Annotated in this window: 20 protein-coding genes; 11 read left to right on the top strand and 9 right to left on the bottom strand. The window is 43.8% G+C overall.

The annotated features are described in order from the left end of the window. From AV939_RS15290 to mutT, 7 genes are all read left to right on the top strand, one after another. Window positions 1-774, top strand: coding sequence for a cell division protein FtsQ/DivIB (locus tag AV939_RS15290; RefSeq protein WP_082746062.1), 774 nt, complete (start codon window positions 1-3; stop codon window positions 772-774). A 7-nt stretch (window positions 775-781) separates the two neighbouring features. Next, on the top strand, window positions 782-2,011 hold the full coding sequence (gene ftsA / locus AV939_RS15285) for a cell division protein FtsA (RefSeq protein ID WP_057789956.1): 1,230 nt from the start codon (window positions 782-784) through the stop codon (window positions 2,009-2,011). 102 nt (window positions 2,012-2,113) lie between these two features. Continuing rightward, complete coding sequence (gene ftsZ, locus AV939_RS15280; protein ID WP_057789958.1) at window positions 2,114-3,283, top strand: cell division protein FtsZ; 1,170 nt, start codon at window positions 2,114-2,116, stop codon at window positions 3,281-3,283. A 235-nt stretch (window positions 3,284-3,518) separates the two neighbouring features. After that, window positions 3,519-4,430: a UDP-3-O-acyl-N-acetylglucosamine deacetylase gene (lpxC, locus tag AV939_RS15275; protein WP_057789960.1), complete on the top strand. Its 912-nt coding sequence runs from the start codon at window positions 3,519-3,521 to the stop codon at window positions 4,428-4,430. A 205-nt stretch (window positions 4,431-4,635) separates the two neighbouring features. Further along, window positions 4,636-5,514 (top strand): M23 family metallopeptidase, encoded by an 879-nt coding sequence (locus AV939_RS15270; RefSeq protein WP_057789962.1) that lies wholly within the window; start codon window positions 4,636-4,638, stop codon window positions 5,512-5,514. A 150-nt stretch (window positions 5,515-5,664) separates the two neighbouring features. After that, the gene (gene secA / locus AV939_RS15265; protein WP_057789963.1) at window positions 5,665-8,382 is read left to right on the top strand and encodes a preprotein translocase subunit SecA; all 2,718 of its coding nucleotides are present in this window, start codon (window positions 5,665-5,667) and stop codon (window positions 8,380-8,382) included. Further along, window positions 8,382-8,777, top strand: coding sequence for an 8-oxo-dGTP diphosphatase MutT (gene mutT, locus AV939_RS15260; RefSeq protein ID WP_057789965.1), 396 nt, complete (start codon window positions 8,382-8,384; stop codon window positions 8,775-8,777). Before secA ends, mutT begins: the two co-directional genes overlap by 1 nt. Before the next feature lie 107 nt (window positions 8,778-8,884). Here mutT and AV939_RS15255 read toward each other — a convergent pair whose 3' ends face one another. The 9 genes from AV939_RS15255 to AV939_RS15215 form a co-directional block, all read right to left on the bottom strand. After that, window positions 8,885-9,763, bottom strand: a complete 879-nt coding sequence (locus AV939_RS15255; RefSeq protein ID WP_057789967.1) for an aspartoacylase — start codon at window positions 9,761-9,763, stop codon at window positions 8,885-8,887. 10 nt (window positions 9,764-9,773) lie between these two features. Continuing rightward, window positions 9,774-10,001: a DNA gyrase inhibitor YacG gene (gene yacG, locus AV939_RS15250; RefSeq protein ID WP_057789970.1), complete on the bottom strand. Its 228-nt coding sequence runs from the start codon at window positions 9,999-10,001 to the stop codon at window positions 9,774-9,776. Between the two features lie 41 nt (window positions 10,002-10,042). Next, window positions 10,043-10,795: a cell division protein ZapD gene (gene zapD, locus AV939_RS15245; RefSeq protein ID WP_057789972.1), complete on the bottom strand. Its 753-nt coding sequence runs from the start codon at window positions 10,793-10,795 to the stop codon at window positions 10,043-10,045. A 166-nt stretch (window positions 10,796-10,961) separates the two neighbouring features. After that, complete coding sequence (gene coaE / locus AV939_RS15240) at window positions 10,962-11,546, bottom strand: dephospho-CoA kinase (protein ID WP_057795957.1); 585 nt, start codon at window positions 11,544-11,546, stop codon at window positions 10,962-10,964. A gap of 59 nt (window positions 11,547-11,605) precedes the next feature. After that, complete coding sequence (locus tag AV939_RS15235) at window positions 11,606-12,526, bottom strand: prepilin peptidase (RefSeq protein WP_057789974.1); 921 nt, start codon at window positions 12,524-12,526, stop codon at window positions 11,606-11,608. A gap of 110 nt (window positions 12,527-12,636) precedes the next feature. Beyond that, complete coding sequence (locus AV939_RS15230) at window positions 12,637-13,845, bottom strand: type II secretion system F family protein (protein WP_057789976.1); 1,209 nt, start codon at window positions 13,843-13,845, stop codon at window positions 12,637-12,639. Between the two features lie 65 nt (window positions 13,846-13,910). Next, the gene (locus AV939_RS15225) at window positions 13,911-14,360 is read right to left on the bottom strand and encodes a pilin (RefSeq protein ID WP_057789978.1); all 450 of its coding nucleotides are present in this window, start codon (window positions 14,358-14,360) and stop codon (window positions 13,911-13,913) included. Between the two features lie 365 nt (window positions 14,361-14,725). Next, window positions 14,726-15,580 carry a carboxylating nicotinate-nucleotide diphosphorylase gene (gene nadC, locus AV939_RS15220; protein ID WP_057789980.1) on the bottom strand — a complete coding sequence of 285 codons (855 nt, stop codon included), beginning with the start codon at window positions 15,578-15,580 and terminating at the stop codon, window positions 14,726-14,728. Between the two features lie 18 nt (window positions 15,581-15,598). Beyond that, on the bottom strand, window positions 15,599-16,129 hold the full coding sequence (locus tag AV939_RS15215) for a retropepsin-like aspartic protease family protein (RefSeq protein WP_138118214.1): 531 nt from the start codon (window positions 16,127-16,129) through the stop codon (window positions 15,599-15,601). A 325-nt stretch (window positions 16,130-16,454) separates the two neighbouring features. On the opposite strand from AV939_RS15215, the gene ampD reads away from it, so the two are divergent. The 4 genes from ampD to aceE all read left to right on the top strand — a co-directional run bounded on the left by ampD (window position 16,455) and on the right by aceE (window position 21,900). After that, window positions 16,455-17,027 carry a 1,6-anhydro-N-acetylmuramyl-L-alanine amidase AmpD gene (ampD, locus tag AV939_RS15210; RefSeq protein WP_057789982.1) on the top strand — a complete coding sequence of 191 codons (573 nt, stop codon included), beginning with the start codon at window positions 16,455-16,457 and terminating at the stop codon, window positions 17,025-17,027. Between the two features lie 59 nt (window positions 17,028-17,086). Further along, entirely contained in the window at window positions 17,087-17,956 is an 870-nt protein-coding gene (gene ampE, locus AV939_RS15205; RefSeq protein ID WP_057789984.1) for a beta-lactamase regulator AmpE, read from the top strand. A gap of 319 nt (window positions 17,957-18,275) precedes the next feature. Then, the gene (locus AV939_RS15200; protein WP_057789987.1) at window positions 18,276-19,022 is read left to right on the top strand and encodes an FCD domain-containing protein; all 747 of its coding nucleotides are present in this window, start codon (window positions 18,276-18,278) and stop codon (window positions 19,020-19,022) included. Between the two features lie 202 nt (window positions 19,023-19,224). After that, window positions 19,225-21,900 (top strand): pyruvate dehydrogenase (acetyl-transferring), homodimeric type, encoded by a 2,676-nt coding sequence (aceE, locus tag AV939_RS15195; RefSeq protein WP_057789989.1) that lies wholly within the window; start codon window positions 19,225-19,227, stop codon window positions 21,898-21,900. Window positions 21,901-21,911 lie beyond the last annotated feature (11 nt).

Here is a 21,911-nt window from a genome sequence, read left to right as displayed (position 1 = left end):
ATGACAAGTAAGACGAACACCGCAAGCGCTGTAAAAAGTAAACCAACCAAAGACAAGGCATCTTTGTGGGGCGGTGTAGTGTTCTTATTGTTTGTTATTGCTGCATTGGTGTTTGGTGCTGTGAAGGCCAACGGCTATATGCAAGATGAACAGCAAATGCCTGTTCAGGTAATTGATTTTTCAGGCGATTACCAGCATGTGAATATTAGCAGGCTAGAGCGACTGATAAGAAAGTCACAGCCGGGCAGTTTTTTCGCCCTAGACGTAAATGAAGTGTTTGAGTTGGTAGAAGCACAGCCATGGGTATATCGGGCGTCGGTACGTAAAAAATGGCCAAACACGTTAAAGATATATTTGGTTGAGCAGCAACCCGTTGCCAAATGGAACGAAGATTTGCTGCTAAACCCCTACGGCGACACGTTTAACGCCGATGGGCATGATTTAGCGTTGCCAAGGTTATACGGCCCAGGTGGTAGCGAGAAGACCGCGCTTGAAGGGTATAACTCCATGCATGCGTTGTTGGCCACTACCGCCATGAATATTGAAGAATTATCGTTGAGCGAGCGCTTCGCATGGCAAGTTCAACTTGAAAATGGTATTGAATTGAATTTAGGGCGCAAGGAATTTATCGATAGGTTACAACGCTTTATCGATGTATATCCCTTACTTGCGCAGCAAGAGAAGACGGTGAAATATATCGATCTTCGTTACGATACAGGTGTCGCGGTTGGCTGGGAAAACAGCAGCAGTGATACAACAAACAAAGAGAGTTAAGGAAACCATGTCAAAACCTGCTGAACGTAATTTGATTGTAGGCTTAGATATAGGCACTAGCCAGGTAAAGGCTGTAGTGGGTGAGCTGCTAGACGACGATCAAATCAGTATCGTTGGTGTCGGTACGCATGCTGCAAAAGGCATGGATAAAGGCGGTGTAAATGACTTAAACCTAGTGGTTAAGTCGGTGCAACGTGCGGTAAATGAAATGGAGCTAATGGCAGATTGCCGTGTTTCTTCAGTTTTCATGTCTATTTCAGGCCGTCACGTAAAATGCCAAAACGAAAACGGTATGGTGCCGATTAATAACCAAGAAGTAACTCAAGAAGACGTAGACAACGTTATTCATGCAGCACGCAGTGTTCCTATTGCAGCTGAACGCAGGTTACTTCATGTTTTACCACAAGAATTTACTATTGATGTGCAAGAAGGAATTAAGAACCCAATTGGCATGTCAGGCGTAAGAATGGAAGCCGACGCACACATCATTACGTGTGCAGACGATATGGCGAAAAATTTAGTGAAATGTGTTGAGCGCTGCGAACTAAACGCCGACCAATTGATATTTTCAGCATTGGCATCAAGTTATGCTGTGCTAACGGATGATGAGCGTGAATTAGGTGTGTGTGTAGTTGATATTGGTGGTGGCACCATGGATATCGTTATCTACACAGACGGTGCCATCAGGCATACCGCTGTTATCCCTGTTGCCGGTAATCAGATTACCAGCGACATCGCTAAGATTTTCCGTACGCCAATTAGCAACGCAGAAGAAATTAAAGTTAATTATGCCTGCGCGCTGAAAGACATGGTCAGTATGGAAGAGAGTATTGAAGTGCCAAGTGTAGGCGGGCGTGCCGCGCGGGTAATGTCGCGACATACGCTAGCTGAAGTGATTGAGCCTCGATACCAAGAACTTTTTGAACTGGTACATGATGAAATTCGTGCCAGTGGTCTGGAAGAGCAAATTGCTGCCGGCTTAGTGCTAACCGGTGGTACCGCCAAAATGGAAGGTGCGGTTGAATTTGCGGAGGAAATTTTCCAGATGCCTGTAAGAGTAGGCAACCCAATCAACGTTAAAGGCTTATCTGAATACGTTGATGATGCAGGATTTGCAACCGTCGTAGGGCTTCTGCAATACGGCAAAGTGCAAGCAGATAATAAGAAGTCCAGTAAGCAAAAAACCGGTGAAAGTTTATTTCATCGCGTGCAAAGCTGGTTTAAAGGTGAATTTTAATTTTTTGGGGTCGCTATAGCTACGGCATCACGATTCGCAGGATGCAGATAATCGACTATGTGTCGTAGCAAAGCATAGAAGACGTACAACCGGAGAGTAAGTATGTTCGAATTAATGGATAGTCACGGCGAAGAAGCCGTAATCAAAGTCATCGGTGTTGGTGGTGGCGGCGGAAATGCAGTTGAGCACATGGTGTCTCAAAGCATTGAAGGCGTAGAGTTTATTGCGATAAACACCGACGCACAGGTACTACGTAGCTCAAATGCTGACGTTACCTTACAAATTGGCTCTAGTGTTACTAAAGGTTTAGGCGCAGGCGCCGATCCTAACATTGGGCGCGACGCTGCACATGAAGACAGAGAAACCATTCGCCAAGCATTAGACGGCGCAGATATGGTTTTCATCACCGCAGGTATGGGGGGGGGTACAGGTACTGGTGCAGCACCTGAAGTGGCAAAAATTGCCCGTGAAATGGGAATTCTTACTGTGGCTGTTGTTACTAAGCCATTCCCATTCGAAGGTAAAAAGCGTACTACGTTTGCAGAGCAGGGCATTGTTGAACTGGCTAACAACGTAGATTCACTTATCACTATTCCTAATGAGAAATTGTTAAAAGTGATGGGTCCAGGTACGCCTCTACTTCAAGCATTCAGCGCAGCGAACGATGTGTTACGTGGTGCTGTTCAGGGGATTGCAGAGCTAATTACTCGCCCTGGATTGATCAACGTGGATTTCGCCGACGTACGTACAGTAATGTCTGAAATGGGTAAAGCCATGATGGGCAGCGGTTCAGCAAGTGGTCCAGACCGTGCTGAAGAAGCATCTGAGTCAGCAATTGCGAGCCCGCTACTAGAAGATATCGATTTATCAGGTGCCCGCGGTATTCTTGTGAATATCACAGCTGGCCCAGATTTCGCTATCGATGAGTTTGAAACTGTGGGTAATGCTGTTAAAGCGTTTGCTTCTGAAAATGCAACCGTGGTTGTGGGTACGGTTATCGACATGGAAATGACAGATGAGCTTCGCGTAACGGTTGTTGCAACCGGTATTGGCGCAGAGCGTAAACCTGACATTTCGCTAGTAAGCTCAGAAGGTTCGCGTTTAACTACGCCAGCTAAAGAGTACGGTAGCACAACAGCGTCTGAACCTCGTTCAGCATCGGTTGGTGGCACTGAAGGCAACCAAGCACTTAAAGCTGAAGATGAAGCGCAACCTGGTAATGATTTAGAGTATTTAGACATTCCAGCGTTTTTGCGTAAGCAAGCAGACTAATTCACCTCGCTGAAATTGAAGTGAATTTTTCTGAAGTACCGTTGTCAGAACGGTATTAAGGGCACTATTTGTCTGGTAGGTTCTAAACTGGAAATTTTTCAGATTAGTGACCAGAGTGGCGACTTGCGCGTAAATTTTTGGATTAGCGAATGGTTCAAATTGCGTATTTTTGACAAATAAGTGGTAAGTCACTATAATTCGCGACCGCTTTTTTTATAGGTAAAAGCATAAGCAGATGATTAGACAACGTACAATCAAGCACCCGGTGCAAGAAACCGGAATTGGGCTTCATAAAGGGGAAAAGGTCACAATGACTCTCCGGCCTGCGCCTGCGAACACGGGAATTGTGTTTAGGCGTGTTGACCTTGAACCTCATGTTGATATTCCGTCGCGTGCAAACGCGGTGGGAAATACCATGCTGTGTACCTGTTTGAATAATGAAGACGGCGTAACTATTCAAACCGTTGAGCATTTGGCATCTGCGCTTGCAGGGCTTGGTATCGACAACATCATTGTAGAAGTTGATAGCAACGAGCTGCCTATTATGGACGGTAGTGCTAGCCCCTTCGTATTCTTGCTTCAATCAGCAGGAATTGAAGAGTTGAACGCACTCAAGCGCTTTATCCGTATTAAGAAAACTGTTCGCGTTGAAGATGGCGATAAGTGGGCCGAATTAGTGCCTTATGATGGTTTCCGTGTTGATTTCCAGATTGACTTCGATCACCCAGTTATCAGCCAAACTCGTCAACATATGACCATGGATTTCGATTCATGTTCTTATGTGAACGAAGTAAGCCGTGCACGTACCTTCGGTTTTATGCGCGACCTTGAATACATGAATGCTAATAACTTAGCATTAGGCGGCAGCATGGAAAATGCGGTTGCGCTTGATGAATTTCGCGTGTTGAATCCTGAAGGCTTACGTTACGACGACGAATTTTTAAAGCATAAAATTTTAGATGCTATTGGTGATTTGTACTTAGGTGGGCATAGCCTTATTGGTGAATTGCGTGCTTATAAAACAGGCCACGGCTTAAACAACAAACTATTGAACGCCGTGCTTGCGCAGAAAGACTGCTGGGAATTTATAACTTACGATTCTCAAGATAAAGCACCTATACATTACGCTCAACCAGTATTAGCGTAAACCGGTATATAAAAAGCCGCCTACATGGCGGCTTTTTTTCGTTTAGCTTTTAGACTAAACAATGATAAAGTAAGCAATCTATATAATTATAATTAATGTGTCATAACTTCTTTACGTTCCAGTTCGGCCAACAGCCGAGACTATGTTTGCCAGCAAACAGGTATTGGAAGTTCACTGAGCACGACAGAAATTTCCTATTTGTGGTATGAAGCTAACAATAACGCTATCAGGCAAGAACAAACGCTATCGTCATAGCATCAGTGTACGTACGCTGGTGAGCGCGACCGTGTTGTCGTCGATATTCATGTTAGTGTCTAGTCGTTCCACAGAATCTGTGTCTGAAGATGTGGCTAGGGTTCGCCTAGCACAATCTGAAGTGAATGAAACGCAACAAGACGTTGAAGCACTTAAACAACAGACCACCATTAAATTACAAACTTTGATTTCCCATATTGCCGAGCTTTCAGCACAAGCGTCTATGCTCGATGATAAAGGAAAACAGATAGCAACAGAATTAGGTATGACAGCGGCTGACCTGGACGCTTTTGTACCTGTATCGATACCGGACAACCTCCAAGATGATCCCTTACTCAGCGAGATTAATAAGCTCCAGCAATCTCTCGACGTAAAATCTCAGCAGCTTTCTATGCTTGAAAGTTTGGTGAGGGGTCACCATATCCATGAGCAGAGTCAATTATCTGGTCGACCGATAGCATCGGGATGGTTGTCATCTTATTATGGTATGCGCGCCGACCCCTTCACTGGTGAAACAGCCATGCATAAAGGCTTAGATTTCGCTGGCAAAGCGGGTGATGACGTTTTAGCGACTGCTGCAGGTATTGTTACCTGGGCAGGCGAACGTAGCGGTTACGGGCATCTAGTAGAAATAGAACATGGTGATGGTTTTATAACCCGTTATGGGCACAATGAAACTTTGACTGTCTCAATAGGCGATGTGGTGACCAAAGGTCAATCTATCGCTAAAATGGGCAATACAGGGCGCTCTACTGGCGTTCATGTTCACTACGAAGTAATAAGAAACGGTAAGCAAATCGATCCTCTGCCATACGTTTATAAAAAATAAACACGGCAGCAGCCAGGTAAGTAAGCATTCAGCTTACGCAACAATTAGTAATCGCTTGGCATTATCTTAATTAGATAGTGTCTTTTACGTTTAATCGCAGCTGTGCTCTTACCGTGCGGCGTCTCGACAAGTAGTGGAAATAACAAGCTAATGTTTTCAAGCATCCTTAGAAAAGTGTTCGGTAGCCGAAACGACCGTCTATTAAAAAAATTACAAAAAAATGTAGATGCCATCAATGCACTGGAAGCAGAGTATGAACAGCTTTCTGATGAGGCGTTAAAAGCAAAAACGGCTGAGTTTAAACAACGAATTGAAAAAGGCGAAAGCCTTGAAGATCTTATGTACGAAGCTTTTGCTACCGTACGTGAGGCAAGTAAACGTGTGTACGGTATGCGCCACTTTGACGTGCAAATGCTGGGCGGCCAAGTATTACACGAAGGTAAAATTTCAGAAATGCGTACCGGTGAAGGTAAAACCCTTACCGCTACGTTGCCTACTTATTTAAATGCCTTGTCAGGCAAAGGTGTTCACGTTATTACCGTGAACGATTACCTTGCTAAGCGTGATGCTGAATGGGCTAATCAGCTGTTCACTTTCTTGGGTATGCGTGTAGGTTGTAACGTACCTGGTATGGCGCACGAGCAAAAGCGCGATGCCTATCAAGCAGACGTTACCTATGGCACGAACAATGAGTTCGGCTTTGATTACTTGCGTGACAACATGGCGTTTAGCCCGCAAGACCGCGTTCAGCGCCCACTTAATTTTGCTGTGGTGGATGAAGTGGATTCAATTTTAATTGATGAGGCTCGTACTCCGCTGATTATTTCAGGCCAAGCAGAAGACAGTTCTGAACTTTACCGCCGTATTAATTTAGTTATTCCTGAATTGATTCAGCAAGAAGAAGAAGATGAAGAAGGTAAAGAAGGCGACGGTGATTACACTATCGACCTTAAAGCAAAACAAATTCATTTAACTGAACGTGGCCAGGGCCATGTAGAAGAAATTTTGCATCGTGCAGGCGTATTACCAGAAGGCGAATCGTTATTTGCTGCGGGTAACATTTCATTACTTCACCACATTAACGCAGCGCTTCGTGCCCACAAGTTGTTCTCGAAAGATGTAGATTACATCGTTAAAGAAGACCAAATTGTTATTGTTGATGAGCATACCGGTCGTACAATGGAAGGCCGTCGTTGGTCTGAAGGTTTACACCAAGCTGTAGAAGCAAAAGAAGGTGTGAAGATTCAAAACGAGAACCAAACTCTAGCGTCTATTACCTTCCAAAACTATTTCCGTTTGTACAACAAACTTGCGGGTATGACAGGTACAGCCGATACGGAAGCATTCGAATTCCAGCATATCTACAGCCTAGAAACGGTTGTGTTGCCAACGAATAAACCTATGCAGCGTAAAGATAAGGCCGACCTTATCTACTTAACGGCAGAAGAAAAATACGATGCTATTGTAGAAGATATTAAAGCGTGTGTTGAGCGCGGTCAGCCTACCTTGGTAGGGACAGTATCTATTGAAAATTCTGAGTTGTTGTCTCGAGTACTCAAGAAAAGCAAAATTCCACATAAAGTGCTTAACGCTAAGTTCCACGAACACGAAGCCGACATTGTTGCGCAAGCAGGTAAGCCTGGCGCAGTCACCATTGCAACAAACATGGCCGGTCGTGGTACGGATATCGTGCTTGGTGGTAACTGGCAAGCAGAGATTGAAAAAATTGAAAACCCTACTCAAGCACAAATCGATAAGATTAAGGCTGAGTGGAAAGTGCGTCATGATGCCGTTTTAGCATCAGGTGGTTTACATATTATTGGTACAGAGCGCCATGAGTCTCGCCGTATCGATAATCAGCTACGTGGTCGTTCAGGTCGTCAGGGCGACCCAGGTTCAAGCCGTTTTTACTTGTCACTAGATGATGCCTTAATGCGTATTTTTGCCTCTGAAAAAATGGGCAATATGATGAAGCGCTTAGGGATGGAAAAAGGTGAAGCCATTGAGCACCCATGGGTAACCCGTGCTATCGAAAACGCCCAGCGTAAAGTGGAAGGTCGTAACTTCGATATTCGTAAGCAATTACTTGAGTACGATGATGTAGCAAACGATCAACGTAAAGTGATTTACGAGCAACGTAATGAGTTGCTTGATGAAGGCGATATTAGTGAAACCATCGCAGTAATCCGCGAAGATGTGGTAAGTGGTGTGGTTGATGAATATATTCCACCACAATCTCTAGAGGAAATGTGGGACGTTAAAGGCTTAGAAGAGCGTTTACGCGCTGACTTCGCCGTAGACTTACCTATTCAAACTTGGTTAGAAAACGACGATAAGCTTTACGAAGAAAAGCTTCGCGAGCGAATTCACGATGAAGTGGTTTCTAGCTATAAAGAAAAAGAAAGTGTAGTGGGTGAACAAGTTCTTCGACAGTTTGAAAAAGCAGTGATGCTACAAAACCTAGACAGCCATTGGAAAGAGCATTTAGCGGCAATGGATCACCTTCGTCAAGGTATTGGGCTACGCAGCTATGCGCAGAAGAATCCAAAGCAAGAATACAAGCGTGAGTCGTTTGCTTTGTTCTCACAAATGCTAGAAGCGTTGAAAGTTGAAGTTATTACTATTCTTTCACGTGTGAAAGTACAAGCTGAAGAAGACGTTGAGAAAGTAGAAGAACAGCGTCGCCAAGCGGATAATGTGCCTAAGCAATTTGAGCACGAAAACGCATCTGCCACAGAAGCACCACCAGAAGCAGCAAGCGATAAAGTACGTACCGAAGTGCGTGACGGTCCTAAAGTAGGTCGTAACGATCCTTGCCCGTGTGGTTCAGGTAAAAAGTACAAGCAGTGCCACGGTAAATTAAGTTAATGAAAATTGTACATGTTGCCGTTGGGGTAGTAGTTCGCGGCACACAAGTGTTTATCAGCCTGCGAGCTGATAACGCACATCAAGGCGGCAAGTGGGAGTTCCCAGGAGGTAAAGTGGAAGCCAATGAAACCGCACTTGATGCATTACGCCGAGAGTTGCAGGAAGAAATTGGCATTCTAGTGCAATCTAGCGAGCCTTTGCTGGTAATAGAGCATGATTATGGCGATAAGCTGGTTAAGCTTGATGTGCACGCTGTGAGTGCGTTTGGCGGTGAACCTGAAGGTAAGGAAAGCCAACAAACGCGCTGGGTTGAAGTCAGTGCATTGGAAGCCAGTGAATTTCCAGCAGCTAACGTGGCTATTATCGATGCGCTTCATAAGAAATATTCAAAGTAGCGGCTGGCTTCTAACTTAAAAATATACTTCAAAATAAAAAAGGGCGGTCTTCATGGACCGCCCTTTTTTGTCTCTGTGTCACGTGCTGAAATACGGACTTCTAGAGGCTACAGCATAATCCGTGTTGCGGTGGCAAAGGCTACATCAAGCTTGTGATAAGCCGCTTCGTTAATGAAGTGAGGATAGGTTTCTTGTGCTTCTTGCCATTCAATGTCTTTACCGTCAAAAGAGCGAAATACAGGTGCGCCGGGAATGAGCGGGGCAAAGTCATTGTCTTGCAATGAGTGGTGGATCATCGCTGTACGTTTACCCTCGGCATTTAGTGGGAATTTAATATTTTCCCCTAGTCTAAATACCTCGCACTCGGGATATTGTTCAAGGCTATCTGTGTTGTAGGCTTGGCAAAAATCGAGAATAACTTCAGCCATGGTTTGGGTAAGCAAATAAACGTCTTCTCGCAATACACCTTGAGGCTGTGCGCCTACTTCAATCATGACGCCACGTTTGCCTGTGGTACACAAATAACCGTGTTCTAAATACGGCTTTTCGTCTTCCAATAGAATGTTCGCTTCAGGCATGTGATGTTTTACAAATCGAGCAAGCTGAACGTGGAAGTCATCAGCTTCTAAAATGATAAGCGTTGCACCCATGTTACTGGTGGTGTTGTGGATATCAATCACCAAGTCAGTGGCAGAGTCGCCTTTCGGGCCAAATTGTTGGTTAAGCTGTTTGGCCAGCTTAGCCTCTTTAGCAGCACTGTTTTTTTCTAACGCTTCTAGCGTGAATTGACGATTCAAATCTTCTTCAACAAACCGTACATTAGCGCTTAGGGCATCTGGGTTAGCAATGGTCAGCGAAATATCCAATGATGAAAATCGCGATGATTGCTCGTCAGAAAACCCTTCAGATTGCCAATTATGAATAAGCTGAATACCACTGGTTTCATTACCATGGGTTCCACCAACAAGCGCAATTTTATTAATCATATACTTCCTATTAGTGTTTAAAAAAGTCGTCAGACTGTTTAGCAAGCATTGCTTCTATTTCTTCAATATCGACTTCTTGGGCGGAAGGCTGTTCAGAAGGCTTTGCAGCAATTTTCCTTTCCTCTGAGGCCCATTCTCCTAAATCAATAAGTTGGCACTTTTTGCTACAAAAGGGGCGAAATTCGCTATCGTTATTCCAGGGAACCGACTTCGCGCAAATCGGGCAATCTACAACCATGAATTACTCCAGTGGCACAATAAAAATACAATGGGAGTAGTTTAACAGGCTGCCAGTTTAAACTGAATATTAGATTCAACGGCAGCGTTTTGACCTTGTGCAGGAGAGAACCATAAAAAGCGTAGGGCGTAGCGGTATTTATTACCACTAAGGGTAGGGTAGTAGCCTTCATCTACACGGCACTTAATACGGATAAGCTCGTTTTTATCTTCAGCAGCACCTTGGTAGAAGCCGTTGTCTGCGGTAACCGTTTTGAATTGTCCGCGTTCTCGAATAAAAGACAAGCTAACGGCTATGGTGTCGTCTAGTAGGCTCAAGGTGTCGAGCCATTGGCCGATTTCATGTTGGCGAGTTTCGGCTGGTTGTTGCAGCCAGAAGTGAAGATTGGGTAGGTCGAAACTACACGAACCACCTGGAATAGCGAAACGCTGCCTAATGGCACTTAGCAGTTTATCTTCTTTAAGCGCACTGCCAAAGCGGCGGTCAGTTTTTAGCTTTTGCTTAAGATTAACAATCGTTTTAAGTGCTTGATCTAATGCGGCACTGTCAATTTTAGGGTGCTGTGACCAGTAAACGAGATTTTTTTCATGGGCATCTAAATCTTTGCTCATGTCTGAGCGCAAATCTAATCGCTCAATTAAATCGAGTAACTCAAATAACTGCTCAAAGAAAACCATTTGCAGCGGAACACTGTCAGATTTCGCGGTGCTTTTTAACTGCCCAAGAAGCTGCTCTACGCGCAGATAGTTACGCACTTTTTCCTTTAGGGGAAATTCGAATACAGCTTCGCTCATGGATATCCTTAAAACACATAGACTTAACCCTAAAGCCTAATGCATGAACTGCCCTAAGCCAAGCCTACTTTCATAATCAATTAAACTTTTGACGAGTTTTAAGGAAAAAAGTTGCAGTAAAACCGGATTTACGGAGAATTTTCGTTATTTGCACTGTATTTACCAGTTACTGACCGGTGTACTTACTGTGTAGGGTGAGTACTTGCTCATTTAAAAACGCGAGGGTTTTACTATTATCGATAACATCATCTGCAGCTGCCAATCGTTCTTTTCGCGTCGCTTGCGATGCCATAATACTTTCAATAATTTGCTTAGTACTGCCATCGCGTTGCATGGCTCGTTCAAGCTGCATAGACTCTGGACAATCTACCACAATTACGCGGTCGCATAATTCTGTGAGGTTGCCCTCAACCAACAATGGAACCGATAAAATACAATAATGGCTGGTTGCATCAGCTATTTGTTGCAGCATAGTTTTGCGGATAAGCGGATGTAACAATTGATTGAGCCATTGCTTTTCTTCGCTGTTATTAAAAACTCGTTCTCGTAGCGCGGCTCTGTTAAGGGTGCCATCTTCTAACAAAATAGCGTGGCCAAAATGCTCGGTTATTCTAGTTAATCCTTCACTGCCAAGAGTAACAACATCTCTCGCCACTTCATCGGCATCAATAATATCAATGCCTAACGCTGCGAATTTATTTGTAGCGGCAGACTTCCCGCTGCCTATTCCCCCGGTAAGGCCAACCACCATTTTATCGTTTGCTTTCGAAGGCACTTTTTTTTCAACTTCTGCTGTTTTAGTTGCGTCCATTACTGTAGCGCCCATTTTATATAGTGGGTAATAATCGTGTCTTTATAAAAGAGTGTTATCCAACCTGCGACGGCAAGATATGGCCCGAAGGGGATAGCCAATGATTTGCCTTTATTTTGGAATAGCATAATGGCAATACCAGCAAAAGCCCCTACAATTGAAGACAGTAAAATGATGATAGGCAAGCCCTGCCAGCCTGTGAAAGCACCAAGGGCGGCCAATATTTTGAAGTCGCCATATCCCATGCCTTCCTTCCCGGTGACTATTTTAAACAACCAGAATACAGACCATAAACTCAAATATCCGGCGGCGGCACCAATGATAGCGTCAACAGGGCCTACAAAAATGGATTGTGTGCTAAGTATTAAACCAAGCCAAAGTAAGGGTAGGGTAAGTTGATCAGGAAGCAACATTTTATCTAAATCGATAAAAATTAAGGCAATAAGAATATAAGTAAATATCACCGCCCATATTGCTTGCGGTGTTGGGCCAAAATAATAGGCGGCGAATGTACAGGTTAGGGCAGTGAATAACTCAACTAACGGATAGCGAATAGAAATAGGGGTTTTACAATTTGAACATTTCCCGCGAAGGAATAAATAGCTAATAATAGGAATGTTTTCCCATGCCCGAATTTTGTGGCCGCAACTAGGACAGGTGCTATCTGGCTTGGCTAAATTAAACGTTTCAGGGGAAGTTTGTGCACTAGAATCTAAAACAGCGTTTTTCTTGCTATTTGTTGCATCGCTATCAGTTTCACTAAAGTAACTGGCGTATTCCTGCTTCCAACTGTTTTCCATCATAATGGGCAAGCGATGAATAACCACATTTAAAAAGCTTCCTACCATTAAACTCACTACAAAAACAAATAGGTAGAATAACCACGGGTATAATTGGCTGGTAAGCAATATCGCTTCCATAAAATAGCGTTCTCTTTTTTATTTTAGTTAATAATGCAAAAAAGGCCTGCGCTGGGCAAGCCTAATCATGTGTAGTGTACGAACAAACAAGGAGCAGCTGGCGTAAAAGGTTATACCACATTACCCATTTCAAATATGGGAAGGTACATGGCGATAATAAGTCCACCAATCACCACACCTAGCACAGCCATGATCATTGGCTCAAGCAAGCTGGTTAAGCCGTCGACCATATCATCTACTTCGGCTTCATATATTGTTGCTATTTTACTGAGCATTTCCTCAACCGAGCCAGATTCTTCACCAATGGCGACCATCTGCGTGACCATATCGGGAAATACATTGGTGGCGCGCATGGAGATAAACATTGGCATACCGCCAGCCACTTCTTTTCTAATATATAAGATAGCGTCTCTAAATACCGCATTGCCCGACGCGCCAGCAGCCGATTCAAGTGCGCCAATTAAAGGTACACCGGCAGCAAAAGTAGTTGCGAGGGTGCGAGTAAATCTTGCGATACTGGCTTTTTTGAGTATTTCCCCAATAACGGGAATTTTAAGAACCGCTCTATCAACTCTATCGCGAAAGCTTTGGCTTTTCTTATGAGCCCGCATAAACAAGTAGCCAGCTACACTAATGCAAATGCCTATGAATATCCCATAACTTTGGACAAAATTTGAAATTCCCAGTACTAATAGAGTGAATCCGGGGAGTTCCGCACCAAAGCTGCTAAATATTTCTTCAAACTGAGGAACTACGAAAATCAATAATATGGTTGTTACAATAAGCGCTACAACAACCACAGCAATAGGATAAAACATGGCCTTTTTGATTTTAGATTTAAGGGCTTCCGCTTTTTCTTTATAAGTGGCTATTCGGTCGTAAATAGTTTCTAAAGCACCGGATTGTTCACCGGTATAAACTAAGTCACAGTATAAATCATCAAAATAGTCTGGATGTTTACGTAGCGCTGAAGAAAGTGGATTACCTGCGCGAACTTCATCAGTTATCTCCGATAGGAGTTTCCGGGCTGCTGGATTGGCATGACCCTGTGAAATCATTTCTAAGGACTGAATTAAAGAAACGCCCGCTGAAAGCATTGTTGCAATTTGGCGAGATACAATCGATATATCTGCAGCTTTGATTTTTTGTTTACGCTTAAACAGTGAGGCGCTTTGTTTCCTAACCCTGTTGGCGGAAATTCCTCTTCGGCGCAGTAGAGATTTAGCTTCAGCAATGTTGATAGCGGAGAGTTCGCCTTTTTGGCTATTACCTTTTCTATCTTTCCCCTGCCATTCAAATACTAATGTTGCCTTTGCCATTTTGAGTTTCCATTTAGCTAGACAAAAAAGCCCAGTATTCACTGGGCTGTTCAAATCAAATATAGTTAAGAGGTAGGAGTTGCTGTTGCAGTTGTACAGCTGTTCGAAAGTGAATCGTCACTACATGTGATTGTCCAAGTTAAACGATTACTTGTTACAGTAGGAGTAAATGTAGCAGTTGTGCTAGACAAGCTAGAGTGATCAGCATGCGTAGCTACCGATATAACGCCTGCTGCTGTTGAAACTCCGACTATATCACCCGAAGCAGTTATAGCGGCAGGGATCCCGTTTGTTCCAGAATTACAATTTGTTAAAGCAGCATTTGATTGGTAACAAACCTCAACAGCGGTTTTAGCTGCAGCAGATGCATTAAGAAGCTCTGAGAACCTAGCTTTTTTCACATAATTTTGATAAGCAGGTAAAGCGATTGCCGCCAAAATACCGATAATGGCAACAACGATCATTAATTCGATTAGGGTGAAACCCTTTTGGTTTTTATTATTCATGTTCATCATGGTTTTCTCCGGGACGTGTATAGCACGTTAAGTTTAAATGTAATTCAAATTGACGTTTATACCCGAGTCGTCCTTAAACGCCCCTGGTACTTGAATCTAAGTATATAAATTTATTGGTCAGAGACAAGTATGCAGAAAAATACCTATGTCTGACTTTTTCAGTATGACACATTCAAAAAGGGCTTTTCAGCCCTATGTTGTTGAACTTTGGTATGAATTTGCAACTTTCGTACGTATAGATAACTATACTACCTAGAACGAAACCGGTGAAACGTGCCTATAAAGTAGTAAAGTAATTTTATACCCAAGCACGTCATTTGAACTGTTACATGTGAACTTAACGCAAGCTAATCGACAAATCTGTTTTACGCTAAATTCACTCTTAGCGATAAATCAATTGCCTTCACATTCTTGGTTAGTGCACCAGATGAAATATAGTCTACACCCAGTGTTGCTAGCGACGATAACCGTTCATCGGTAATGTTACCTGACACTTCCAGTTTACATTGCCCTTGGGTTAGCGCTACTGCCTTTTGGATCTGTTCGTTGGTAAAGTTATCCAACATAACGATGTCAGCCCCTGCAACAAGTGCTTGTTGCAATTCTTCTAAGCTTTCTACTTCTACTTCAACAGGCTTACCAGGTTTCATTTCTTTGGCGCGGCTTATTGCTTTCTCTATAGAGCCGCAGGAAAAAATGTGGTTTTCTTTAATTAAGAACGCATCAAACAAACCAATACGATGATTTTGCCCGCCGCCACAATGTACCGCATACTTTTGTGCCATGCGAAGACCAGGGAGGGTTTTGCGCGTATCAAGAATTTTGGTATTACTTCCGGCCAACAACTTCGCGTAGCTTGCCGTCACTGTCGCCGTAGCAGAAAGGGTTTGCAGAAAGTTAAGTGCTACACGCTCAGCGGTAAGAATGGCGCGAGCCGAGCCTGTTAAGGTAAGCAGAGTAGTATCGGCCTCTACGGTGTCGCCGTCTTTCACTTGCCATACTAATTCTAGGCTCTCATCAATTAACGCAAACGCTTGCTCAACCCAGGCTACGCCGCAAATAACACAATGCTCACGGGTAATAATAGTGGCAGTCGCGCTTTCGCTTTCATCTATTAAGTTCGCAGTAATGTCGTTATGCGCGTTAAGCTCGCCACCTAAATCTTCAATTAGTGCGAGAGAAACTTGTTCGCGAATGGCGTTAATGTCGGGTGAAATCATGATGATCGCTGTTTAGAATTAAAGGGTACGCAATATTAACCAATCTCCGCGCTGAGTAAACTCTAATTGCCGTAAAACACTCATTCCAAGCAAGATATGCTCACTTTGCATACCAGGGTTTAGATTTGCTCTAACGTTATTTAAGACAATGTCGCCAATACGAAGGGTATCAATAGAAGACTCAGCCACAGTAACCGTACCATTAGCGGTATTGGCTAAACCTTTGCGACCCGCTTGTAGTTGAAGCCTCTGGGCTAAATGGGCAGGAATAGACACATCGGTAGCGCCAGTATCCACCAAAAACACCACTTCTTCACCATTTATATAGCCAGAAGTAACATAGTGCCCCGCACGATTCTGCTTTAAACGTACTTCAGTTTGCGAGCCAATACGTTGTGACTGAGGTTCGCTATTTGGGTTAACTTGCTTGTCGAGCAAGCCAGAAAAAACATAGACCAGCAGGGCAAACCCACAAATCCACGCCAGCACCACCATATACTTACCGGCAGAACTCACGCCCACAGAATCATCTTCACTCATATAAAACATCTCACTTCTTTTTATCGTTCCCTTTATACCGCCTTTCTACGTACATATAAATGTATCGACCAAACTAATAGAGTTCGTAACCATTTATACCTTGCCAGCAGAAGGCAGCATTCTTTTCTGTTTTCAAAAAATACTAGTAACACTATATAAGTGTAAGGTGAGTTTGGGGGTAAAGCCGTCTGCAGCATGGATGCTGCAGACGAGCCTCCATGGATGGATTCACGGCGTGCTTTACCACCCATACGCAATGTGTTTAGCTTGTGCCAGTGGGCGGCTGGTGTCACACTGTTATTAATGAAAACAACGCAACGAATTTTCAAATTATATGGTGTTATACGAGCCCGCGACGCAAATTGATTGCCCCCATTATGATGAACGGGCCGACGAAACCGACGTGAGTGTGTTGGTTATCCACAATATTTCGTTGCCACCCTCACAGTTCGGTACATCAGGTATTCGCGAATTGTTTACGGGTACATTAAACCCAAATGAACACCCGTTTTATAAAGAAATAGCAGGTATTAGAGTGTCTGCTCATTGTGTTATTTACCGTACTGGCGAAGTAGAGCAGTTCGTGCCCTTTAATAAGCGGGCGTGGCATGCAGGGTTCTCGACATTTCAGGGGCGCTCTCGTTGTAACGACTTTACCATTGGTATCGAATTAGAAGGCACCGATACGCTACCTTACACAGATGCCCAATATGAACAACTTTCGAAGTTGAGTAAGTTTATATTGCAACAATACCCGCAAATTTCGTTAGGGCGTATAGTAGGCCATAATGATATTGCGCCAGGGCGAAAAACCGATCCGGGTGTTGCGTTCGATTGGCCACGCTACAGACAGTCACTCGATTTAACCAACACCTTAAGAAACATCATAAACAGAAAAGGTAAATAGGGCGTTTAACCGCCTGTCCATTACCCCATAATTCAGCATTTCTACGGTAGGGAATAAACATGATACTAATGAGTTTACTGTTGGTTTTAAGTCTTGAAAGGCTTATCACTAAGACACCGGTATGGCACATCGAGCGTTATGCAGTTGCCTATCAAAACTGGCTTTACGAGCGAAAATGGCTAGAAGAAGGCACGTCATCCGTAGCCTTCTATTTATACATGTTACTGCCAGCATTAATAATAGGGCTAATTGAACACTGGCTGTTCGGCGCTTTTCTTACCTTTATAGAACAAAGTGTGATTCTGTTTCTATGTATAGGCTGCCCCGTATTGCGGGCCACTTATAAATGCTTTTTAAATGCTGCAGACCGTGGCGATTTGCAAGCTTGCAGTATGTACACAGACGAATTAGGACATTGTGGAAGTGAACGGGCTAGTGATGGTACAGCGTTGGCTGAAGGGAAGAGTTTCGGGCAACATCTTACTTGGTTGAATTATCAGCATTATGCAGCAGTCATGCTATGGTTTATTGCATTTGGTGCACCGGGCGCCGTATTTTACTGTTTTAGTAGAAGTGCTACCGAGCGCTTCTGTGCATCTCAACATCCGTTGTCTATGTCGGCGGGAAAACTAATGTACGCACTTGATTTCATTCCGGTACGGATTACTGCTTTCGGTATGCTCATGATGGGGCATTTTTCTCGTGCATTGCCTGAATGGCTGAAACACGCCTTTTCATTGAATGTCTCTGCCTATGACTTGCTTACACAAGTATCGTCGAAAGCCGAGATGTTAACGCCCGAAGAGTATGAAGCTCAATCAGAAAACGCGGCTGTAGAGCCTAAAGTGTTAGTCAAGTTAGCAAAACGTAATGTTATTTTTCTGCTTGTAATTACCTCTGCGCTTACCGTTATTGGCACCCTTGCCTAACTATTCCCATTAACAAACGTATTACCATTCTATCCTGGTCTATAAATTTTTCATTTATAGATCAGGCATTTCACGTCTTATATGCTGGCTACCTCACCTCATCAGACCAGTGTGGGTTTGCTAAATTTTTGCAACAAATTCAACAATAAAGCTTAACAACAAGCAACTCCTTACAAGTTTGCTATGCTTGAGAGTATTTACCTCGGTTTCAATCTATCTTAAACTGTATAGGTAAAATGGTATTACCAATTGTGACTGTAAACCTTACTTGTTTACAAAATAGTCGCATACTCAAGTAAACGAAGGAATATAGTCACGCATGCGTCAGCAGCGAAAAAAACTTGCCGATGTTATCACCGAGCAGCTTGAATCCATGATTTTGGATGGGAGCTTATTGGCAGGTCAGAAATTGCCACCAGAGCGTGAACTTGCGATTCAATTTGAGGTATCGCGTCCTTCGTTACGAGAAGCCATTGGTAATCTCCAGGCGCGTGGATTGGTTGAGCGCAAGCAAGGGGGCGGCACGTTTGTGAATCGCAACCTTAACTCAGCCATGAAAGATCCGTTGATGGCGCTGGTGAGTAAACGGCCTGAAACTCAGTTTGATTTACTTGAGTTTCGTCATGCCTTAGAAGGTATGGCGGCGTATTACGCAGCGCTTCGTGGGCAACCTGAAGATTATGAAGCACTAAAAAATGCGCTTAATGAACTACCCACGCCAGCACCCGAAGAAAGTAAGCGGGAACAAGCTGAAGCGCTAGGTAAGTTCTACATCATTATGGCAAGAGCATCTCATAATATGGTGCTTTTACATGTAATGAGCACCATGCAGAGTATGCTGGTGGAAAACATTGAACGTAACTTTGATATGTTAGCGACTCACCCCGATGCAGTGGCCGATATTGCTCGTCAAAGACGAGAAATAGTTGAGGCTATCGCCGCACGGGATCCAGAAGCGGCACGTCAAGCGTGTAATACGCACCTTGCGTTCATTGAAAAGACATTATTAACCATTAATCAGCGTGACACTCGTGTACAACGCGCGTTACGACGATTGGAAATTTAACACGCCTTCTTGTTTACCCAGTTTTATGAGGCGTGATTATATAAGCAGAGGCTTAAAGAGAATTTTAGCTACTGCAATAGGCAAAAAGCACAGGTGAGCCATTAAGGGTCACAGCGAGTACAACGTAATTTGGTCATTCTTCTTTCGATAATTAGGTCGAAGGAAGAATTCTCTATATATAAAGCAAAAATAGGATGGCACCATGACTGATATGATGCACCAAGATGTGGATCCTCAAGAAACTAAAGAGTGGATTGACGCTCTTGAATCTGTTTTGGAAGAGGAAGGTGTAGAACGCGCCCATTATCTACTCGAGAAACTGATTGATAAGGCTCGTCGTAGCGGAGCGCACTTACCGTACGACGCCACCACAGCGTACATCAATACAATTCCTTCAGCGCAAGAGCCAAAAATGCCTGGCGACCTAACGATTGAAGCACGTATTCGTGCAGCCATTCGTTGGAATGCATTGATGATTGTATTACGTGCTTCTAAGAAAGACTTAGAGCTTGGTGGTCACATTGGTAGTTTTGCGTCATCTGCCATGCTATACGATGTTGGTTTTAACCACTTCTTTAAAGCGCCTACAGAAAATGCTGGCGGCGACTTTATTTTTGCTCAAGGCCATATCTCTCCAGGTATTTATGCCCGTTCTTTCATTGAGGGTAACCTTTCTGAAGAACAGCTAAACAACTTCCGTCAAGAATGTGCTGGTGAAGGCTTATCTTCATACCCACACCCTCACTTGATGAAAGATTACTGGCAGTTCCCAACAGTATCGATGGGCTTAGGTCCACTTCAAGCCATCTATACTGCTCGTTTCCTTAAGTACCTTACTAATCGTGGTATCAAAGACTGTTCTGAACAGCGCGTATACTGCTACATGGGTGACGGCGAGTGTGATGAGCCAGAATCATTAGGTGCTATTGGTCTTGCCTCACGCGAAGGCCTAGATAACTTAACTTTCGTTATCAACTGTAACCTACAGCGCCTAGACGGCCCGGTACGTGGTAACGGCAAAATTATCCAAGAACTTGAAGGCACATTCCGCGGCGCAGGCTGGGAAGTGGTTAAAGTTATTTGGGGCAGTTACTGGGATGAGCTTCTTGCCCGTGATAAATCAGGCAAACTTATTCAGTTAATGGGCGAAACCGTAGACGGTGAGTACCAGAACTGTAAGGCGAAGGGTGGTAAATACACTCGCGAAAACTTCTTCAACAAGTACCCAGAAACGGCTGCACTTGTAGCGAACATGTCTGATGATGACATCTGGCGCTTGAACCGTGGTGGACACGATCCAGTTAAAGTCTTTGCTGCTTATCAAAAAGCGAAAGAGACCAAAGGTCGTCCAACGGTTATTCTTGCTAAAACAGTTAAAGGCTTTGGTTTAGGTGCTTCTGGTGAAGCCTTGAACATTGCGCATAACGTGAAGAAAATGGACGTTGATTCACTTAAAGTGTTCCGTGATCGTTTCAACATTCCAATCGCTGATGAGAAGATTGAAGAGCTACCTTACTTCAAGTTCCCTGAAGACAGTGAAGAAATGAAGTACTTGCGCGAGCGTCGTGAGTCTTTAGGCGGTTACTTACCTTCTCGTAGAGAACAAGCTGAAGAACAACTTGAAGTACCTGAATTAAAAGCTTTCGATGCAATCTTAAAAGGCTCAGGCGATCGTTCAGTATCGTCTACTATGACCTTTGTTCGCGTACTTAATGCGTTGTTGAAAGACAAGAAAATTGGTAAGCGTATTGTGCCAATTATTCCTGATGAAGCACGTACATTCGGTATGGAAGGACTTTTCCGCCAAGTGGGCATTTATGCTAACGAAGGCCAAAAGTACGTTCCACAAGATGCAGACCAAGTGGCTTACTATCGTGAAGATAAAAAAGGCCAAGTATTGCAGGAAGGTATTAACGAATTAGGTGCAATGGCATCGTGGGTAGCAGCAGGTACATCTTACTCAACCTGTAACGCCACGACTATTCCGTTCTACATTTACTACTCAATGTTTGGTTTCCAACGTGTTGGCGACTTAGCGTGGGCAGCTGGCGATAGCCAAGCAAGAGGCTTCTTGTTAGGTGCTACTGCAGGTAGAACAACATTGAACGGTGAAGGTCTACAGCACCAAGATGGTCATTCACATGTTCAAGCGAACCTTATCCCGAACTGTGTAACTTACGATCCAACTTACGGATACGAAGTGGCTGTTATCGTACAAGACGGTTTACGCCGCATGTATGGCAACAACGAAAACGTTTTCTATTACCTAACATTGATGAACGAGAACTACCAACACCCAGCTATGCCTGAAGGTGATGACGTAGCAGATCAAATCATTAAAGGTATTTATAAGCTTGAACGCGTTGAAAACAAGAAGACCAAGACCAATGTACAGTTAATGGGCTCGGGTACTATCTTGAATGAAGTACGTAAAGCGGCACAGATTCTTTGTGACGATTACAATGTTTCTTCAGACGTTTACTCGGTTACCTCGTTCAACGAATTGGCTCGCGAAGGTCAAGAAGTGGCGCGCTGGAACATGTTGAACCCAGAAGCCGATCAGAAAACAGCTTACATTGGTCAGGTAATCACGAAAGATGCAGGTCCTGCTATTTCGGCGACCGACTACGTGAAGAACTACTCTGATCAGGTTCGTGCATTTATCGATACTGATTACCGCTGCCTAGGTACTGATGGCTTTGGTAGAAGTGATAGCCGTGAAAACTTGCGTACTCACTTTGAAGTTAACGCTGCATACATTGTAGTAGCTTCATTGTACGAATTGGCGCAACGCGGTGAGTTCGATAAGAAAGATGTTGCCGAAGCGATTAAACGTTTTGATATTAACGTTGAAAAACTAAACCCACTTTACGCGTAGCCGCAGGCAGA

It is taken from the genome of Alteromonas sp. Mac1 (assembly GCF_001562125.1).
Lineage (GTDB): Bacteria > Pseudomonadota > Gammaproteobacteria > Enterobacterales > Alteromonadaceae > Alteromonas > Alteromonas stellipolaris.
This window is presented reverse-complemented; position numbering and strand designations above follow the sequence as displayed.

Bases quoted from the DNA above. Each gene is read 5' to 3' on its own strand.
- AV939_RS15290 (WP_082746062.1), top strand. From the start codon at position 1: ATGACAAGTAAGACGAACACCGCAAGCGCTGTAAAAAGTAAACCAACC.
- ftsA (WP_057789956.1), top strand. From the start codon at position 782: ATGTCAAAACCTGCTGAACGTAATTTGATTGTAGGCTTAGATATAGGC.
- ftsZ (WP_057789958.1), top strand. From the start codon at position 2,114: ATGTTCGAATTAATGGATAGTCACGGCGAAGAAGCCGTAATCAAAGTC.
- lpxC (WP_057789960.1), top strand. From the start codon at position 3,519: ATGATTAGACAACGTACAATCAAGCACCCGGTGCAAGAAACCGGAATT.
- AV939_RS15270 (WP_057789962.1), top strand. From the start codon at position 4,636: ATGAAGCTAACAATAACGCTATCAGGCAAGAACAAACGCTATCGTCAT.
- secA (WP_057789963.1), top strand. From the start codon at position 5,665: ATGTTTTCAAGCATCCTTAGAAAAGTGTTCGGTAGCCGAAACGACCGT.
- mutT (WP_057789965.1), top strand. From the start codon at position 8,382: ATGAAAATTGTACATGTTGCCGTTGGGGTAGTAGTTCGCGGCACACAA.
- AV939_RS15255 (WP_057789967.1), bottom strand. From the start codon at position 9,763: ATGATTAATAAAATTGCGCTTGTTGGTGGAACCCATGGTAATGAAACC.
- yacG (WP_057789970.1), bottom strand. From the start codon at position 10,001: ATGGTTGTAGATTGCCCGATTTGCGCGAAGTCGGTTCCCTGGAATAAC.
- zapD (WP_057789972.1), bottom strand. From the start codon at position 10,795: ATGAGCGAAGCTGTATTCGAATTTCCCCTAAAGGAAAAAGTGCGTAAC.
- coaE (WP_057795957.1), bottom strand. From the start codon at position 11,546: ATGGTGGTTGGCCTTACCGGGGGAATAGGCAGCGGGAAGTCTGCCGCT.
- AV939_RS15235 (WP_057789974.1), bottom strand. From the start codon at position 12,526: ATGGAAGCGATATTGCTTACCAGCCAATTATACCCGTGGTTATTCTAC.
- AV939_RS15230 (WP_057789976.1), bottom strand. From the start codon at position 13,845: ATGGCAAAGGCAACATTAGTATTTGAATGGCAGGGGAAAGATAGAAAA.
- AV939_RS15225 (WP_057789978.1), bottom strand. From the start codon at position 14,360: ATGATGAACATGAATAATAAAAACCAAAAGGGTTTCACCCTAATCGAA.
- nadC (WP_057789980.1), bottom strand. From the start codon at position 15,580: ATGATTTCACCCGACATTAACGCCATTCGCGAACAAGTTTCTCTCGCA.
- AV939_RS15215 (WP_138118214.1), bottom strand. From the start codon at position 16,129: ATGTTTTATATGAGTGAAGATGATTCTGTGGGCGTGAGTTCTGCCGGT.
- ampD (WP_057789982.1), top strand. From the start codon at position 16,455: ATGGTGTTATACGAGCCCGCGACGCAAATTGATTGCCCCCATTATGAT.
- ampE (WP_057789984.1), top strand. From the start codon at position 17,087: ATGATACTAATGAGTTTACTGTTGGTTTTAAGTCTTGAAAGGCTTATC.
- AV939_RS15200 (WP_057789987.1), top strand. From the start codon at position 18,276: ATGCGTCAGCAGCGAAAAAAACTTGCCGATGTTATCACCGAGCAGCTT.
- aceE (WP_057789989.1), top strand. From the start codon at position 19,225: ATGACTGATATGATGCACCAAGATGTGGATCCTCAAGAAACTAAAGAG.